Source organism: Streptomyces sp. NPDC005866 (genome assembly GCF_040629895.1).
Classification (GTDB): Bacteria; Actinomycetota; Actinomycetes; order Streptomycetales; family Streptomycetaceae; genus Streptomyces.
This window is the reverse complement of sequence record NZ_JBEXWP010000012.1, coordinates 135,862-153,581: the sequence shown is the minus strand read 5'-3', so window position 1 is coordinate 153,581 and position 17,720 is coordinate 135,862. Positions and strand designations below refer to the sequence as shown.

15 protein-coding genes are annotated in these 17,720 nt (G+C 68.6%); 1 reads left to right on the top strand and 14 read right to left on the bottom strand.

Annotation, left to right across the window (positions count from 1 at the left end; translation table 11 throughout):
- Nucleotides 1–71: 71 nt before the first annotated feature.
- The 14 genes from nuoN to ABZ396_RS19735 are packed head-to-tail and all read right to left on the bottom strand — an operon-like array spanning nt 72 to nt 16,098.
- Nucleotides 72–1,721: an NADH-quinone oxidoreductase subunit NuoN gene (gene nuoN / locus ABZ396_RS19800; protein WP_358919046.1), complete on the bottom strand. Its 1,650-nt coding sequence runs from the start codon at nt 1,719–1,721 to the stop codon at nt 72–74.
- Nucleotides 1,718–3,289, bottom strand: coding sequence for an NADH-quinone oxidoreductase subunit M (locus tag ABZ396_RS19795; RefSeq protein ID WP_358919044.1), 1,572 nt, complete (start codon nt 3,287–3,289; stop codon nt 1,718–1,720). The genes nuoN and ABZ396_RS19795 overlap by 4 nt, the downstream gene beginning before the upstream one ends.
- Nucleotides 3,290–3,294: 5 nt before the next feature.
- Nucleotides 3,295–5,241, bottom strand: a complete 1,947-nt coding sequence (nuoL, locus tag ABZ396_RS19790; protein ID WP_358919042.1) for an NADH-quinone oxidoreductase subunit L — start codon at nt 5,239–5,241, stop codon at nt 3,295–3,297.
- Nucleotides 5,242–5,255: 14 nt separating this feature from the next.
- On the bottom strand, nt 5,256–5,555 hold the full coding sequence (nuoK, locus tag ABZ396_RS19785; RefSeq protein WP_046726439.1) for an NADH-quinone oxidoreductase subunit NuoK: 300 nt from the start codon (nt 5,553–5,555) through the stop codon (nt 5,256–5,258).
- Complete coding sequence (locus ABZ396_RS19780; RefSeq protein WP_358919099.1) at nt 5,552–6,394, bottom strand: NADH-quinone oxidoreductase subunit J; 843 nt, start codon at nt 6,392–6,394, stop codon at nt 5,552–5,554. Before ABZ396_RS19780 ends, nuoK begins: the two co-directional genes overlap by 4 nt.
- On the bottom strand, nt 6,394–7,023 hold the full coding sequence (nuoI, locus tag ABZ396_RS19775; protein ID WP_358919040.1) for an NADH-quinone oxidoreductase subunit NuoI: 630 nt from the start codon (nt 7,021–7,023) through the stop codon (nt 6,394–6,396). The genes ABZ396_RS19780 and nuoI overlap by 1 nt, the downstream gene beginning before the upstream one ends.
- On the bottom strand, nt 7,016–8,383 hold the full coding sequence (gene nuoH / locus ABZ396_RS19770; protein WP_358919038.1) for an NADH-quinone oxidoreductase subunit NuoH: 1,368 nt from the start codon (nt 8,381–8,383) through the stop codon (nt 7,016–7,018). The genes nuoI and nuoH overlap by 8 nt, the downstream gene beginning before the upstream one ends.
- The gene (locus ABZ396_RS19765) at nt 8,380–10,884 is read right to left on the bottom strand and encodes an NADH-quinone oxidoreductase subunit G (protein WP_358919036.1); all 2,505 of its coding nucleotides are present in this window, start codon (nt 10,882–10,884) and stop codon (nt 8,380–8,382) included. Before ABZ396_RS19765 ends, nuoH begins: the two co-directional genes overlap by 4 nt.
- Nucleotides 10,881–12,230, bottom strand: coding sequence for an NADH-quinone oxidoreductase subunit NuoF (gene nuoF / locus ABZ396_RS19760; RefSeq protein WP_358919034.1), 1,350 nt, complete (start codon nt 12,228–12,230; stop codon nt 10,881–10,883). The genes ABZ396_RS19765 and nuoF overlap by 4 nt, the downstream gene beginning before the upstream one ends.
- The gene (gene nuoE, locus ABZ396_RS19755; RefSeq protein WP_358919032.1) at nt 12,227–13,096 is read right to left on the bottom strand and encodes an NADH-quinone oxidoreductase subunit NuoE; all 870 of its coding nucleotides are present in this window, start codon (nt 13,094–13,096) and stop codon (nt 12,227–12,229) included. The genes nuoF and nuoE overlap by 4 nt, the downstream gene beginning before the upstream one ends.
- A complete protein-coding gene (locus ABZ396_RS19750) occupies nt 13,093–14,433 on the bottom strand; it encodes an NADH-quinone oxidoreductase subunit D (protein ID WP_358919031.1) in 1,341 nt (446 codons plus the stop codon). The genes nuoE and ABZ396_RS19750 overlap by 4 nt, the downstream gene beginning before the upstream one ends.
- Nucleotides 14,430–15,173 carry an NADH-quinone oxidoreductase subunit C gene (locus ABZ396_RS19745; protein WP_358919029.1) on the bottom strand — a complete coding sequence of 248 codons (744 nt, stop codon included), beginning with the start codon at nt 15,171–15,173 and terminating at the stop codon, nt 14,430–14,432. The genes ABZ396_RS19750 and ABZ396_RS19745 overlap by 4 nt, the downstream gene beginning before the upstream one ends.
- On the bottom strand, nt 15,170–15,724 hold the full coding sequence (locus ABZ396_RS19740) for an NADH-quinone oxidoreductase subunit B family protein (protein WP_358919027.1): 555 nt from the start codon (nt 15,722–15,724) through the stop codon (nt 15,170–15,172). Before ABZ396_RS19740 ends, ABZ396_RS19745 begins: the two co-directional genes overlap by 4 nt.
- 14 nt (nt 15,725–15,738) lie before the next feature.
- Nucleotides 15,739–16,098, bottom strand: coding sequence for an NADH-quinone oxidoreductase subunit A (locus ABZ396_RS19735; RefSeq protein ID WP_007383963.1), 360 nt, complete (start codon nt 16,096–16,098; stop codon nt 15,739–15,741).
- 755 nt (nt 16,099–16,853) lie between these two features.
- On the opposite strand from ABZ396_RS19735, the gene ABZ396_RS19730 reads away from it, so the two are divergent.
- The gene (locus ABZ396_RS19730) at nt 16,854–17,660 is read left to right on the top strand and encodes a C40 family peptidase (RefSeq protein WP_358919025.1); all 807 of its coding nucleotides are present in this window, start codon (nt 16,854–16,856) and stop codon (nt 17,658–17,660) included.
- The last annotated feature ends 60 nt before the right edge of the window (nt 17,661–17,720 follow it).

The following is a 17,720-nucleotide window of genomic DNA, read 5'->3' as shown; positions in this document are numbered from 1 at the left end:
TCCCCGCGAGGAACCGGGCCCACGGACGTACGAGAACGATCAAGAAAACGAGCGTGGTCGTCCGGGAACGGTCAGCGCACGAACACTCCTGCCTGGCTTGCCAGGTCCAGGAAGTACTGCGGTGCCACACCGAGCACCAGCGTGACCGCCACGCCCACGCCGATCACCGCCGTGGTCAGCGGTGACGGGACGGCGACCGTGGGGCCCTCGGGCCTGGGCACGCTGAAGAACATCAGCACGATCACGCGGATGTAGAAGAACGCGGCGATCGCCGACGAGATCACACCGATGACGACCAGCGGAGCCGCCCCGCCCTCCGCCGCCGCCTTGAACACGGCGAACTTCCCGGCGAAGCCGGAGGTCAGCGGGATGCCCGCGAAGGCCAGCAGGAACACCGCGAAGACGGCCGCGACCAGCGGCGAGCGGCGGCCGAGACCGGCCCACTTGGACAGGTGTGTGGCCTCGCCACCGGCGTCGCGCACCAGGGTGACCACGGCGAAGGCGCCGATGGTCACGAAGGAGTACGCGGCCAGGTAGAAGAGGACGGACGACACGCCGTCCTTCGAGGTCGCGATGACACCCGCGAGGATGAATCCGGCGTGCGCGATCGACGAGTACGCGAGCAGTCGCTTGATGTCGGTCTGGGTGATTGCGACGATCGCGCCGCCCAGCATGGTGATGATCGCGACGCCCCACATGACCGGCCGCCAGTCCCAGCGCAGGCCGGGCAGGACCACGTACAGCAGTCGCAGCAGCGCGCCGAACGCGGCCACCTTGGTCGCCGCGGCCATGAAGCCGGTCACCGGGGTGGGTGCGCCCTGGTAGACGTCGGGCGTCCACATATGGAAGGGGACCGCGCCGACCTTGAAGAGCAGGCCCATGACGACCATCGCGGCGCCGACCAGGAGCAGCGCGTCGTTGCCCATGGTGCCGGCGAGGGCGGGGTCGATGTTGGTGACGGTGCCGTCGACGACCTGGGCGATGGTGGTGTACGACACCGAGCCGGCGTAGCCGTACAGCAGGGCGATGCCGAACAGGGTGAACGCGGAGGCGAAGGCGCCGAGCAGGAAGTACTTGACGGCGGCTTCCTGGGACATCAGGCGCTTGCGGCGGGCCAGGGCGCACATCAGGTAGAGCGGGAGGGAGAAGACCTCCAGGGCCACGAAGAGCGTCAGCAGGTCGTTGGCCGAGGGGAAGACCAGCATGCCGGCGACCGCGAAGAGGAGCAGCGGGAAGACCTCGGTGGTGGTGAAACCGGCCTTCACCGCGGCCTTCTCGCTGTCGCTTCCGGGCACCGAGGCGGCCTGTGCGGCGAAGGAGTCGACGCGGTTGCCGTGGGCCGCCGGGTCGAGACGGCGTTCGGCGAAGGTGAACAGGCCGAGGAGACCGGCCAGCAGGATCGTTCCCTGCAGGAACAGGGACGGTCCGTCGACGGCGATCGCGCCCATGGCGGCGATGTGCGCCTTGGTGGTGCCGTATCCGTCCGCGGCCAGTGCGACGACCGCCGCGAAGGCCGCGCACAGCGCTACGGCGGAGACGAAGACCTGCGCGTAGTAGCGGGCCTTGCGCGGGACGAACGCCTCGACGAGCACCCCGATGATCGCCGCGCCGACGACGATCAGGGTGGGTGACAATTGCCCGTATTCGATCTTCGGCGCGTTGATCTTCGAGATCGGTTCGGCCGCGGTTGTCCACAGGCTGTGGACGGCTGCTGTGCTCACTTGGCCGCCTCCACTGCGGGCTTGGGGTCGGTCTTGTGTACGTCGGACATGGTCTGCTTGACCGCCGGGTTGACGATGTCCGTGACGGGCTTCGGATAGACGCCCAGGAAGATCAGCAGGACGATCAGCGGGGCGACGACGACGAGCTCACGCGCGCGTAGGTCGGGCATCGTGGACACCTCCGGCTTCACCGGGCCCGTCATCGTCCGCTGGTAGAGGACGAGGGTGTAGAGCGCGGCGAGGACGATGCCGAAGGTGGCGATGATCCCGATGGCCGGGTAGCGCGTGAACGTGCCGACCAGGACGAGGAATTCACTCACGAAGGGTGCGAGACCCGGCAGGGACAGCGTGGCCAGGCCGCCGATCAGGAAGGTGCCGGCGAGTACCGGGGCGACTTTCTGCACACCGCCGTAGTCCGCGATGAGCCGCGAGCCGCGCCGGGAGATCAGGAAGCCGGCGACCAGCATCAGCGCGGCCGTGGAGATGCCGTGGTTGACCATGTAGAGGGTGGCGCCCGACTGGCCCTGGCTGGTCATCGCGAAGATGCCCAGGATGATGAAGCCGAAGTGCGAGATGGACGCGTAGGCGACCAGGCGCTTGATGTCCCGCTGGCCGACGGCGAGCAGTGCGCCGTAGATGATGCTGATCACGGCGAGGACGAGGATGGCGGGTGTCGCCCACTTCGAGGCCTCCGGGAACAGCTGGAGGCAGAAGCGGAGCATGGCGAAGGTGCCCACCTTGTCGACGACCGCCGTGATGAGGACGGCGACGGGGGTGGTGGACTCCTGCATGGCGTTGGGCAGCCAGGTGTGCAGCGGCCACAGGGGCGCCTTCACCGCGAAGGCGAAGAAGAAGCCGAGGAACAGCCAGCGTTCGGTGCTGGTCGCCATGTGCAGCGAGCCGTTCGCGCGGGCCTGTGCGATCTCCGCGAGGGAGAAGTTCCCGGCGACCACGTAGAGGCCGATGACCGCGGCCAGCATGATCAGGCCGCCGACCAGGTTGTAGAGGAGGAACTTCACGGCCGCGTACGACCGTTGGGCCGCCGCGTTCTCGTCGGAGCCCGCGTGGGCGCGGTCGCCGAAGCCGCCGATGAGGAAGTACATCGGGATCAGCATGGCTTCGAAGAAGATGTAGAAGAGGAAGACATCGGTGGCCTCGAAGGAGATGATCACCATCGCCTCGACGGCCAGGATCAGGGCGAAGAAGCCCTGCGTCGGCCGCCACCGCCTGCTGCCGGTCTCCAGCGGATCGGCGTCGTGCCAGCCCGCCAGGATGATGAACGGGATCAGCAGGGCGGTCAGCGCGATCAGTGCGACCGCGATGCCGTCGACGCCCAGCTCGTACCTGACGCCGAAGTCCTTGATCCAGGGGTGGGACTCGGTGAGCTGGTAGCGGGAGCCGCCCGGGTCGAAGCGGACCATGACGACGATCGCCAGCACGAGCGTGCCGAGCGAGACCAGTAGCGCGAGCCATTTGGCGGCGGTGCGCTGTGCGGCCGGTACGGCGGCCGTGGCGATCGCCCCGATGGCCGGGAGCGCCGCCGTCGCTGTCAGCAGAGGAAAGGACATCGGTATCAGACCGCCCTCATCAGCAGGGTCGCGGCGACCAGGAGGGCGGCGCCGCCGAACATCGAGACCGCGTACGAGCGCGCGTAGCCGTTCTGGAGCTTGCGCAGCCGGCCGGACAGCCCGCCGAAGCCCGCCGCGGTGCCGTTGACGACCCCGTCGACCAGGGTGTGGTCGACGTAGACCAGGGAGCGCGTGAGGTGTTCGCCGCCGCGGACCAGGACGACGTGGTTGAAGTCGTCCTGGAGGAGGTCGCGGCGGGCCGCGCGGGTGAGCAGCGAACCGCGCGGGGCGAGGGCCGGGACGGGACGGCGGCCGTATTGCAGGTAGGCGATGCCGACGCCGATGATCAGGCACACCATGGTGGCGCCGGTGACCGTGGCCGCGCTGAGCGGGGAGTCGCCCTCGCTGTGGCCGGTGACCGGCTCCAGCCAGTGCAGGAAGCGGTCGCCGATGCTGAAGAACGCGCCGCCGAAGACCGAGCCGATCGCCAGCACGATCATCGGGATCGTCATGACATTCGGGGACTCGTGCGGGTGCGGTTCCGCGTGCTCGCCCTGGTGTTCGGCGGCGGGCTCGGCGCTGGGCGCCTGCGGGGACCGCGTGGGCTGGTTGCGCCAGCGTTCCTCGCCGAAGAACGTCATCAGCATCACGCGCGTCATGTAGAACGCGGTGATGGCCGCGCCGAGCAGGGCGCAGGCGCCGAGGATCCAGCCCTCGGTGCCGCCCTTGGCGAACGCCGCCTCGATGATCTTGTCCTTGGAGAAGAAGCCGGACAGGCCAGGGAAGCCGATGATGGCGAGGTAGCCGAGACCGAAGGTGATGAAGGTGATCGGCATGTACTTGCGCAGGCCGCCGTACTTGCGCATGTCGACCTCGTCGTTCATGCCGTGCATGACGGAGCCGGCGCCGAGGAACAGCCCGGCCTTGAAGAAGCCGTGCGTCACCAGGTGCATGATCGCGAAGACGTAGCCGATCGGGCCGAGGCCCGCGGCGAGCACCATGTAGCCGATCTGCGACATGGTGGAGCCGGCGAGGGCCTTCTTGATGTCGTCCTTCGCGCAACCGACGATCGCACCGAAGAGAAGCGTGACGGCGCCGACGACGGTGACGGCCAACTGCGCGTCGGGGGCGGCGTTGAAGATCGCTCCCGAGCGGACGATCAGGTAGACACCGGCGGTCACCATGGTCGCCGCGTGGATGAGGGCCGAGACCGGGGTCGGACCCTCCATGGCGTCCCCGAGCCAGGACTGCAGCGGCACCTGGGCGGACTTGCCGCAGGCGGCGAGGAGCAGCATCAGGCCGATCGCGGTGAGCCTGCCGTCGGAGGCGTCCCTCGCGTGGTCGAGGACCGGGCCGAAGGCGAACGTGCCGAACGTCGTGAACATCAGCATGATCGCGATCGACAGGCCCATGTCGCCGACCCGGTTGACCAGGAAGGCCTTCTTGGCTGCGGTGGCGGCGCTGGGTTTGTGCTGCCAGAAGCCGATCAGCAGGTACGAGGCGAGGCCGACGCCCTCCCAGCCGACGTACAGCAGCAGGTAGTTGTCGGCGAGGACGAGCAGCAGCATCGCCGCGAGGAACAGGTTGAGGTAGCCGAAGAAGCGGCGGCGGCGCTCGTCGTGTTCCATGTACCCGATCGAGTACAGGTGGATGAGCGAGCCGACGCCGGTGATCAGCAGGACGAACGTCATGGACAGCTGGTCGAGGCGGAAGGTGACGTCCGCCTGGAAACCGGCCACCGGTACCCAGCTGAACAGGTGTTGCATCAGGGTGCGGTGTTCGGCGTCCTTGCCCAGCAGGCCGACGAAGAGGATCACACCGAACACGAAGGAGGTCGTCGACAGGAGCGTGCCGATCCAGTGGCCGACGGCGTCCAGGCGGCGGCCGCCGACCAGGAGGACGGCCGCTCCGAGCAGGGGCGCCGCGATCAGCAGCGCAATCAGGTTCTCCACGATTCAGCGACCCCTTACAGCTTCATCAGGCTGGCGTCGTCGACCGAGGCCGAGTGGCGGGTACGGAACAGCGACACGATGATCGCGAGCCCGACCACGACCTCCGCGGCGGCGACGACCATCGTGAAGAAGGCGATGATCTGGCCGTCGAGATTGCCGTGCATCCGGGAGAAGACGACGAACGCGAGGTTGCAGGCGTTGAGCATCAGCTCGATGCACATGAAGACGACGATCGCGTTTCGTCTGATCAGCACACCGGTGGCGCCGATCGTGAACAACAGGGCGGCGAGATACAGGTAGTAGACCGGGTTCACTTCGACGCCTCCTCGGGCCGCTTGAGGTTCTCCGGCTCGATCGGGGTCCGCTCCAGCCGTTCCTCGGCGCGCTGTTCCAGGGCCCGCAGATCGTTGAGTGCCTCCGCGGACACGTCACGGATCTGGCCGCGGTCGCGCAGCGTCTTGTTGACCGTGAGCTCGGACGGCGTGCCGTCGGGCAGCAGGCCGGCGATGTCTACGGCGTTGTGCCGGGCGTAGACGCCGGGGGCGGGCAGCGGCGGCACGTGCTTGCCGTCGCGGACGCGCTGTTCGGCCTGCTCGCGCTGGGTCTTGGGGCGCTCGGTGCGCTCGCGGTGGGTGAGCACCATGGCGCCGACGGCCGCGGTGATGAGCAGGGCGCCGGTGATTTCGAAGGCGAAGACGTACTTGGTGAAGATGAGGGCGGCGAGACCGTCCACATTGCCGTTGGCGTTGGCCTGGCCGGTGCCGGCGAACTCCTTCAGGGAGGCGCTGCCGATGCCCGCGAAGAGCAGGACTCCGAAGCCGACACCGCAGACAAGGGCCAGCCAGCGCTGGCCCTTGATGGTCTCGGTCAGGGAGTCGGCGGCGGTCACGCCGACCAGCATCACCACGAAGAGGAACAGCATCATGATCGCGCCGGTGTAGACGACGATCTGCACGATGCCCAGGAAGTAGGCGCCGTTGGCGAGGTAGAACACCGCCAGGACGATCATGGTGCCGGCGAGGCAGAGGGCGCTGTGCACGGCCCGCTTCATGAAGACGGTGCACAGGGCGCCGATCACGGCGACGGTGCCGAGGACCCAGAACTGGAAGGCCTCCCCGGTGGAGGTGGCGTAGGCGGCGAGCTGCGGGCTCATCATGCGTCCACCTCCTCGTCCTCGGCCGCGCCCGAAGGGCCTGCCGACGGATGCGGCTCGCCCTTGGAGACGGCCACCTGCTGGACGGTCCCGGGCGCGGCCTCGGTCACCAGGCCCCGGTAGTAGTCCTGTTCGTCGGTCCCCGGGAAGATCGCATGCGGGGTGTCGACCATGCCGTCTTCGAGGCCGGCGAGCAGCTGCTCCTTGGTGTAGATGAGGTTGGCGCGGCTGGTGTCGGCGAGTTCGAACTCGTTGGTCATCGTCAGCGCGCGCGTGGGGCACGCCTCGATGCACAGGCCGCACAGGATGCAGCGGGCGTAGTTGATCTGGTAGACGCGGCCGTAGCGCTCGCCCGGCGAGTAACGCTCCTCGTCGGTGTTGTCGGCGCCCTCCACGTAGATGGCGTCGGCGGGGCAGGCCCACGCGCACAGTTCGCAGCCGATGCACTTCTCCAGGCCGTCCGGATGGCGGTTGAGCTGGTGCCGTCCGTGGAACCGTGGGGCCGTGGTCTTCTTCTGCTCCGGGTACTGCTCGGTCAGCCGCTTCTTGAACATGGCCTTGAAGGTCACGCCGAAGCCGGCCACGGGGTTCAGGAAACCGGGCTTGGTCTCCTTGGGCTCCTCAGCCATCGGACGCCTCCTTTCCATCCGAAGTTCCGTCACTGACAGTGTCCGGGCCGCCACTGACAATCAGCTCCCGCTCCCGGCGCGGGCTGCGCCGGGGCACCGGCGGCAGCTCCTGTCCGGGCAGCGGCGGTACGGGGAATCCGCCTGCCATCGGGTCGAACGCGGCAGGCTCCGCGGCGGGCAGTGCGGCTTCCTTGCCGCCCTTGTCGCGGAAGATGTCGACGACGAAGGACAGGAGCAGCAGGGCGAGGACTCCACCGCCGACGTACAGGGCGATGTCGGCGAAGTCGTAGTTCTCGTTGCGGAGGGTCCGTACGGTGGCGACGAGCATCAGCCAGACGACCGAGACCGGGATGAGGACCTTCCAGCCGAGCTTCATCAGCTGGTCGTAGCGCACGCGCGGAAGGCTGGCGCGCAGCCAGACGAAGGCGAACAGCAGCAGCACGACCTTGGCGACGAACCAGAGCATCGGCCACCAGCCGTGGTTGGCGCCCGCCCAGACGGTGCTGATCGGCCAGGGAGCGCGCCAGCCGCCGAGGAACAGCGTGGCCGACACGGCCGAGACGGTCACCATGTTGACGTACTCGGCGAGCATGAACATCGCGAACTTGATCGACGAGTACTCGGTGTTGAAGCCGCCGACCAGGTCGCCCTCGGACTCGGGCATGTCGAAGGGGGCGCGGTTGGTCTCGCCGACCATGGTGACGATGTAGAGGATGAACGAGACCGGCAGCAGCAGGATGTACCAGCGGTCCTGCTGCTGGGCGACGATCGTGGACGTCGACATCGAGCCCGAGTACAGGAACACCGAGGCGAACGCGGCGCCCATGGCGATCTCGTAGGAGATCATCTGGGCGCAGGAGCGCAGGCCGCCCAGGAGCGGGTAGGTGGATCCGGAGCTCCAGCCGGCCAGGACGATGCCGTAGATGCCGACGGAGGCGACCGCGAGGATGAAGAGCATCGCGATCGGCAGGTCGGTGAGCTGCATGGTGGTGCGGTGGCCGAAGACCGAGACCTCGTTGTCGGCCGGGCCGAACGGGATGACCGCGATGGCCATGAACGCCGGGATGGCCGCGACGATCGGCGCGAGGACGTAGACGACCTTGTCCGCGCGTTTGACGATGAGGTCTTCCTTGAGCATCAGCTTCACGCCGTCGGCGAGCGACTGGAGCATGCCCCAGGGGCCGTGCCGGTTGGGGCCGACGCGCAGCTGCATCCAGGCGATGACCTTGCGCTCCATGACGATGGAGATCAGCACGGTCACCATCAGGAAGGCGAAGCAGAAGACCGCCTTGATGACGACCAGCCACCAGGGGTCGCGGCCGAACATGGAGAGGTCTTCAGCAGCGAGGTACGGGTTCATGCCTCCACCTCCTTGGGGGCCTCACCGGCGGTGGCCGCCGGGCCGATACGGACGAGGGAGCCGGGCAGCGCCCCGGTGTCGGAGGCGACGCCGCCGCCCACGGAGTTCAGCGGGAGCCAGACCACGCGGTCGGGCATCTCGGTGATCTTGAGCGGGAGTTCGACGGTGCCGGCGCCCGAGGTCACGGCGACAAGGTCGCCGTTGTCGATGCCGGCCTCGGCGGCGGTCGCGGCGGACAAACGTGCGTGGGCGGCGTGCCGGGTGCCGGTGAGGGCCTCGTCGCCTTCCTGGAGGACGCCCTGGTCGAGGAGGAGCCGGTGTCCGGCGAGGACGGCCTCCCCGGCCGCCGGCCGCGGCAGCGGTCCGGCCGTGTCCAGCGGTTCGGAGGCCTTCGGCCCGTCCCAGGCGCCGAGCCGGTCGAGTTCCGCGCGTGCGGTGCGCAGGTCGGGCAGGCCGAGGTGGACGTCCATGGCGTCGGCGATCATCTGCAGCACGCGCGCGTCGGCGGGCGCGAGCCGCCGGGTCATCTGCTCCGGCTTGAGCGCGGCCCCGAAGAGGCGCACCCGGCCTTCCCAGTTGAGGAAGGTGCCGGCCTTCTCGGCGACGGCGGCGACCGGGAGGACGACGTCGGCGCGCTCGGTGACCTCGCTGGGCCGCAGCTCCAGCGAGACCAGGAAGCCGACGGCTTCGAGGGCCTCACGCGCGCGTGCCGGGTCGGGCAGGTCGGTGACCTCGACGCCGGCGACCAGCAAGGCGGACAGTTCGCCACGGGCGGCGGCCTCGACGATCTGGCTGGTGTCGCGGCCGTAGCGGAGCGGGAGTTCGGACACGCCCCAGGCGGCGGCGACCTCGTCACGCGCGCGTGGGTCGGTGGCCGGGCGGCCGCCCGGCAGCAGCGACGGCAGCGCGCCCGCCTCGATCGCGCCGCGCTCCCCGGCCCGGCGCGGGATCCACACCAGCTGTGCGCCGGTGGCGGTGGCGGCCCGTACGGCGGCGGTCAGCCCGCCGGCGACGGACGCCAGCCGCTCGCCCACGACGATCACCGCGCCCTCGGTGCGCAGCGCCTCCGCGGCCAGTGCGCCGGGCTCCTCCAGGCCGACGCCGCTCGCGAGCGCGTCCAGCCATTCGGTCTCGGTGCCGGGCGCGGCCGGCAGCAGCATGCCGCCGGTCTTCTCCAGGCCGCGCGTGGCGTGCGTGGCGAGCGAGAACACCTTCTGCTTGCGCTTGCGCCAGGCCTTGCGCAGCCGCAGGAAGACGCCGGGCGCCTCCTCCTCCGACTCGAAGCCGACCAGCAGGACGGCGGGTGCCTGCTCCAGGGAGGTGTAGGTGACGCCCGTACTGTCGAGATCGCGGCCGCGTCCGGCGACCCGGGCGGCCAGGAAGTCGGCCTCCTCGCTGCTGTGCACGCGCGCGCGGAAGTCGATGTCGTTGGTGTCGAGCGCCACGCGCGCGAACTTGCTGTACGCGTAGGCGTCCTCGACGGTGAGCCGGCCGCCGGTGAGGACACCGGCCCGGGAGCGGGCGGCGGCCAGTCCCTGGGCGGCCGCGTCGAGCGCCTCCGGCCAGGAGGCGGGTTCGAGTACGCCCTGGGCGTTGCGGACGAGCGGGGTCTGGAGGCGGTCCTTCTGCTGCGCGTAGCGGAACGCGAAGCGTCCCTTGTCGCAGATCCACTCCTCGTTGACCTCGGGGTCGTTGGCGGCGAGCCGCCGCATGACCTTGCCGCGCCGGTGGTCGGTGCGGGTGGCGCAGCCGCCCGCGCAGTGCTCGCACACGGACGGCGAGGAGATCAGGTCGAAGGGGCGGGAGCGGAAGCGGTACGCCGCCGAGGTCAGCGCACCCACCGGGCAGATCTGGATGGTGTTGCCGGAGAAGTACGACTCGAACGGGTCGCCCTCGCCGGTGCCGACCTGCTGCAGCGCGCCGCGTTCCAGGAGTTCGATCATCGGGTCGCCGGCGACCTGGTTGGAGAACCGGGTACAGCGGGCGCACAGCACGCAGCGTTCGCGGTCGAGGAGCACCTGGGTGGAGACCGGGACGGGCTTCTCGAAGGTGCGCTTCCTGCCGTCGAAGCGGGACTCGGCGTTGCCGTGCGACATCGCCTGGTTCTGCAGCGGGCACTCGCCGCCCTTGTCGCAGACCGGGCAGTCCAGCGGGTGGTTGATGAGCAGCAGCTCCATCACCCCGTGCTGGGCCTTCTCGGCGACCGGCGAGGTCAGGTGGGTCTTCACCACCATGCCGTCGGTGCACGTGATCGTGCAGGACGCCATGGGTTTGCGCTGGCCCTCGACCTCGACGATGCACTGGCGGCAGGCGCCGGCCGGGTCCAGCAGGGGGTGGTCGCAGAAGCGCGGGATCTCGATGCCGAGTTGCTCGGCGGCGCGGATGACCAGGGTGCCCTTGGGCACGCTGATCTCCACGCCGTCGATCGTCAGCGTGACGAGGTCCTGCGGCGGGACCGCCGCCGCTCCCCCAGAGGAGGGGGAACTCGTGGTCACGGTCATGCGTTCACCTCCGGGCGGTCCGCCCAGGCCGTGGACTTGGCCGGGTCGAAGGGGCAGCCCCGGCCCGTGATGTGCTGTTCGTACTCCTCGCGGAAGTACTTCAGCGAGGAGAAGATCGGGGATGCGGCGCCGTCGCCGAGGGCGCAGAAGGACTTGCCGTTGATGTTGTCGGCGATGTCGTTCAGCTTGTCGAGGTCGGACATCACGCCCTTGCCGGCCTCGATGTCGCGCAGCAACTGCACCAGCCAGTAGGTGCCTTCGCGGCAGGGGGTGCACTTGCCGCAGGACTCGTGGGCGTAGAACTCGGTCCAGCGGGTGACGGCACGCACGACGCAGGTGGTCTCGTCGAAGCACTGGAGGGCCTTGGTGCCGAGCATGGAACCGGCGGCCCCCACTCCTTCGTAGTCGAGAGGGACGTCGAGGTGCTCGTCGGTGAACATGGGCGTCGAGGAGCCGCCCGGTGTCCAGAACTTCAGACGGTGGCCGTGGCGCATTCCCCCGCTCATGTCGAGGAGTTGGCGCAGGGTGATGCCGAGCGGTGCCTCGTACTGGCCGGGGCTCGCGACATGGCCGCTCAGGGAGTACAGCGTGAAGCCGGGCGACTTCTCGCTCCCCATCGACCTGAACCATTCCTTGCCGTTTTTGAGGATCGCGGGAACCGAGGCGATGGACTCGACGTTGTTCACAACAGTCGGGCAGGCATAGAGCCCTTCGACAGCCGGGAAGGGAGGACGCAGCCGCGGTTGACCACGGCGGCCTTCGAGCGAGTCGAGCAGTGCGGTCTCCTCACCGCAGATGTACGCGCCTGCGCCGGCGTGCACGGTGAGCTGAAGATCGAGGCCGCTGCCGAGGATGTTCTCGCCCAGGTAGCCGGCCGCGTAGGCCTCGCGCACGGCCTCGTGCAACCGCCGCAGTACGGGGACGACTTCACCCCGCAGATAGATGAAGGCATGCGACGACCGGATGGCGTAGCACGCGATCACGATGCCCTCGATGAGGCTGTGCGGGTTCGCGAAGAGGAGCGGGATGTCCTTGCACGTCCCGGGCTCCGATTCGTCGGCGTTGACAACCAGATAGTGCGGTTTGCCATCTCCCTGCGGAATGAACTGCCACTTCATCCCGGTCGGGAATCCCGCGCCGCCGCGGCCGCGCAGCCCGGAGTCCTTGACGTAGGCGATCAGGTCGTCCGGTGACATGGCGAGCGCCTTGCGGAGCCCCTCGTATCCCTCGTGCCTTCGGTAGACGTCGAGCGTCCAGGACCGGTCCTCGTCCCAGAAGGCCGACAGCACGGGTGCGAGCAGCTTCTCGGGGCTGGTGTCCTTGAGGTCGGGTACCACCGTCATCACTCCCCCTCCTCGGCGGTAGGCCCTGCCGGGTGCGACGGGTCGGAGGCCGAGGTCTCCTGTGGCGCGTCATGGGAACTGAGGTGCTCGGCCGGCGACGGCTGGTGCACCGTCCGGTCCTGCGTCTCCTCCTGCGGACCGCCGCGTGGATGGACCACGCGCGCGGGTGCGGCCTCCCCCTTTGCCAGGCGAAGGCCCACCAGTGACGCGGGTCCCGCGCTTCCGCCCTCCTCGACGGCTCCGGGCCGCTCGTCGGGGAAGCCGGCCAGGATCCGCGCGGTCTCCTTGAAGGTGCACAGCCGGGCCCCGCGCGTGGGCTCGACGTCCCGGCCCGCGCGCAGGTCGTCGACCAGGCGCCTGGCGCTCACCGGGGTCTGGTTGTCGAAGAACTCCCAGTTGACCATCACGACCGGCGCGAAGTCGCAGGCCGCGTTGCACTCGATGTGCTCCAGGGTGACCCTGCCGTCGTCGGTGGTCTCGCCGTTGCCGACGCCCAGGTGCTCCTGGAGGGTCTCGAAGATGGCGTCGCCGCCCATCACCGCGCACAGCGTGTTGGTGCAGACGCCCACCTGGTAGTCGCCAGAGGGCTTGCGCCGGTACATCGTGTAGAAGGTGGCGACCGCGGTCACCTCGGCCGTGGTCAGCCCCAGCACGTCCGCGCAGAACCGCATTCCGGTGCGCGTGACATGCCCCTCCTCCGACTGCACGAGATGCAGCAGCGGCAGCAGGGCGGACCGGGAGTCGGGGTAGCGCGCGACGATGGCGCGCGCGTCCGTCTCCAGGCGGGCCCGGACGTCGTCCGGATACGCGGGCGCGGGCAGCTCGGGCATACCCAGGCTGACGCCCAGCTCCGAAGAAGAGGTGTTCACCGGTCGACGCCTCCCAGTACCGGGTCGATGGACGCGATGACGACGATGACGTCGGCCACCTGGCCGCCCTCACACATCGCCGCGATGGCCTGCAGGTTGGCGAACGACGGGTCACGGAAGTGGACCCGGTAGGGGCGGGTGCCGCCGTCGGAGACGACATGCGCCCCGAGTTCGCCCTTGGGTGACTCGATGGCCGTGTAGACCTGTCCGGGCGGGACCCGGAAGCCCTCGGTGACCAGCTTGAAGTGGTGGATCAGGGCCTCCATGGAGGTGCCCATGATCTTCTTGATGTGGTCGAGGGAGTTGCCGAGTCCGTCCGGTCCCAGGGCGAGCTGGGCGGGCCAGGCGATCTTCTTGTCGGCGACCATGACCGGTCCGGGCTGGAGCCGGTCCAGGCACTGCTCGACGATCCTGAGCGACTGGCGCACCTCCTCCAGGCGGATCAGGAAGCGGCCGTAGGCGTCGCAGGTGTCGGCGACGGCGACCTCGAAGTCGTAGTTCTCGTAGCCGCAGTAGGGCTGACTCTTGCGCAGGTCGTGCGGCAGGCCGGTGGCGCGCAGGATGGGGCCGGTGGCGCCGAGGGCCATGCAGCCGGCCAGGTCGAGATAGCCGATGCCCTGCATACGGCCCTTGAAGACGGGGTTCCCGGTGGCGAGCTTGTCGTACTCGGGGAGGTTCTTCCGCATCTTCTTGATGAACTCGCGGATCTGGTCCACCGCGCCGGGCGGCAGGTCCTGGGCGAGTCCGCCGGGGCGGACGTACGCGTGGTTCATCCGCAGGCCGGTGATGAGCTCGAAGAGGTCGAGAATCATTTCACGATCACGGAATCCGTAGATCATGAGCGTGGTCGCGCCCAGCTCCATGCCGCCGGTGGCGATGGCGACCAGGTGGGAGGAGATCCGGTTCAGCTCCATCAGGAGCACCCGGATGACCGTGGCGCGGTCGGTGACCTGGTCCTCGATGCCGAGCAGTTTCTCGACGGCGAGACTGTAGGCGGTCTCGTTGAAGAAGGACGTCAGGTAATCCATGCGCGTGACGAAGGCGGAGCCCTGCGTCCACGTGCGGTACTCAAGGTTCTTCTCGATGCCGGTGTGCAGATAGCCGACGCCGCAGCGGGTCTCGGTGACGGTCTCGCCGTCGATCTCCAGGATCAGCCGGAGCACCCCATGGGTGGAAGGGTGCTGGGGACCCATGTTGACGACGATGCGTTCGTCGTCGGCGCGGGCCGCGGACTGGACGATCTCGTCCCAGTCGCCACCGGTGACCGTGTAAACGGTGCCTTCGGTGGTCTCGCGCGCCGAGGCGGCGGACGCGGCGGATGTTGACTGTGTGCTCACGAGTACGACCTCCGCTGGTCCGGAGCCGGGATCTGGGCGCCCTTGTACTCGACGGGGATGCCGCCGAGGGGGTAGTCCTTGCGCTGCGGATGGCCCTGCCAGTCGTCGGGCATGAGGATCCGGGTCAGGGCCGGGTGACCGTCGAAGACGATCCCGAAGAAGTCGTAGGTCTCCCGTTCGTGCCAGTCGTTGGTCGGATAGACGGAGACCAGGGACGGGATGTGCGGGTCGGCGTCCGGGGCGCTGACCTCGAGGCGGATGAGCCGGTTGTGGGTGATCGAGCGCAGGTGGTAGACGGCGTGCAGCTCGCGGCCCTTGTCGTGGAGGTAGTGGACGCCGCTGACGCCGGTGCACAGCTCGAAACGGAGCGCGGGGTCGTCGCGGAGGGTGCGGGCGACGCGCGGCAGGTGCTCGCGTTCGATGTGGAAGGTGAGTTCGCCGCGGTCGACGACCGTCTTCTCGATGGCGTTGCCGGGCAGCAGCCCTTGTTCCTCCAGGGCGCCCTCCAGTTCGTCGGCGACCTCGTCGAACCAGCCGCCGTAGGGGCGGGTCGCCGGTCCAGGGAGCCGGACCGAGCGGACCAGACCGCCGTAGCCGGAGGTGTCGCCGCCGTTGTTGGCGCCGAACATGCCGCGCTGGACGCGGATCTCCTCGCCGCCCTGGCCGCGCTGGCCGGGCAGGTTGTCGGCGGCGAGGTCCTTCTCGGGGTTGACCCCGTTGTGGCCGTTCGCGTCGCTCACCGCAGCAGCCCCTTCATCTCGATCGTGGGCAGGGCCTTGAGGGCCGCCTCCTCCGCCTCGCGGGCCGCCTCCTCCGCGTTGACGCCGAGCTTGGAGCTCTGGATCTTCTGGTGGAGCTTGAGGATCGCGTCCAGCAGCATCTCGGGGCGGGGCGGGCAGCCGGGCAGATAGATGTCCACCGGGACGATGTGGTCGACGCCCTGGACGATGGCGTAGTTGTTGAACATGCCGCCCGAGGAGGCGCAGACGCCCATGGAGATCACCCACTTGGGGTTGGGCATCTGGTCGTAGACCTGCCGCAGGACGGGCGCCATCTTCTGGCTGACCCGGCCGGCGACGATCATCAGGTCGGCCTGGCGCGGTGAGCCGCGGAAGACCTCCATGCCGAACCGTGCGAGGTCGTACCGGCCCGCTCCCGCCGTCATCATTTCGAAGGCGCAGCAGGCGAGGCCGAAGGTGGCGGGGAAGACGGACGCCTTGCGTACCCAGCCCGCGGCCTGCTCGACGGTGGTCAGCAGGAAACCGCTCGGCAGCTTTTCTTCGAGTCCCATGACTTAAAAGCCCCTCAGTCCCATTCCAGGCCGCCGCGCCGCCATACGTACGCGTAGGCGACGAAGACGGTGAGCACGAAGAGCAGCATCTCCACGAGCCCGAAAACACCCAGGGCGTCGAAGGTGACGGCCCAGGGGTAGAGGAAGACGATCTCGATGTCGAAGACGATGAAGAGCATCGCCGTCAGGTAGTACTTGATCGGGAAACGCCCGCCGCCGGCCGGCGTGGGGGTCGGCTCGATGCCGCACTCGTAGGCTTCGAGCTTGGCGCGGTTGTACCGCTTCGGACCGATCAGCGTGGCCATGACCACGGAGAAGATCGCAAAGCCTGCCCCGAGGGCTCCCAGTACGAGGATGGGCGCATACGCGTTCACCGCTCCTCGCTCCTCTCAGTCGGCACTGACTGGTGGCGGTTCGGCCGGGCCCCACCCACCTCATCCGTCGCACGAACCCCGCGCGTCCCGGGCGAAGATCGCGAACATGTGAAGCAGGTCACAAGCCCAGCTGCCTCGCATCTTATGCCCGTCGCTCTGTGATCTGCGACACGGGGTATTACACAAGCTTTGTGATCTCCACCACCTGACGATCGATCATGAAGTCGGATGAGTGGTGATCTTCGTACGCGAAGCGTTCAGCTGATCACCAGAGGTGACATTTTCGACCATCGACGCAGGCGGGAGCGGGCCTGGAGCGGACGTCTCCATATCAAGAGGGTTCCACTGCATGCAAATTCGTGATGGACGGACCGTCCTGATAGAGGGCGGCATTCACACATCAGAGGGAGGTGTGGGAGGTGATGTGGACGCGTGCACGCGTTCACGAACTCGGGGGGGCTCGGCCCGCGCACGAGACGCACCCCTCCCGGTAACCGTTCCGTGACCTCCGCCACATCGATGAGAGCGCTCCGAGAACCGGGCTTGGCCAATCATCTCAACCGATGGTAGGCGGAGGGCAATTCGGACGTTATGACGAAAGAACGTGATCACGGGCGTGATCACAGGCGTCCACAATGTCCGTTACGGCGTCAATAAAGAACGACACGCGCGGGATTCACAGCCCTGATTGAACAACTGTGGCGCACCACACGTTTCTTGAAGATATGAAGGAGCCCCTGGTACCGGTTGTTCCCATGTCCCACACCGCTCACATACGCAGCCACCGAAAACCCCGCCGTAGCGCGACGACAAACATCGCCGTGCGCGCCGGAGTTGCCAGTGGCGTCCTCGGCATGGCAGCGGCGGGCGCGGCCTCGGCGAGCGCCGCCGAACCCGTGACGCAGACGCTCGAACTGCCCACCCTGACGGCCGATCTGGCCACCCAGGTGACCCAGTCCGCCGACGCCACGCAGCAGGCCGCGGCGAACTACGCGCTCCAGGCCGAGCGCGACGCGGCCGCCGCAAAGGCCGCCAAGCAGGCCAAGTCGGACCTCGCCGAGGCGAAGAAGAAGGCCGAGGCCAAGAAGAAGGCCGAGGAGGCCCGCAAGCAGGCCGCGGAGCGCGCCGCCTCGCGCAGCGCCGAGCGGACCACACTCAGCGCCACCTCCACCAGCTCCAGCGCCTCCACGAGCACCTCCATGGCGACCGGTTCGGCCGCCGCCGTGGTCGCCTTCATGAAGGCGCAGATCGGCGACGCCTACGTCTCCGGCGGCACGGGTCCCAACTCGTGGGACTGCTCGGGTCTCGTCCAGGCCGCCTTCAAGTCGGTCGGCGTCAGCCTGCCGCGCGTCTCGCAGGACCAGTCGACGCAGGGCACCCAGGTCTCGCTGAGCAACCTCCAACCCGGCGACATCCTCTACTGGGGCGGCTCCGGCAGCGCGTACCACGTGGCGGTATACGTCGGTGACGGCATGTTCGTCGGCGCGCAGAACCCCTCCAACGGCGTCGGGGAGCACCCGCTGTCGTACGACGCGCCGACCGGCGCGGTGCGGGTGCTCTGACAACAGGGGCAACCCCATACAACTCGGGCATCACGCAAGCACGGTAGGGCCGCAGCCGCT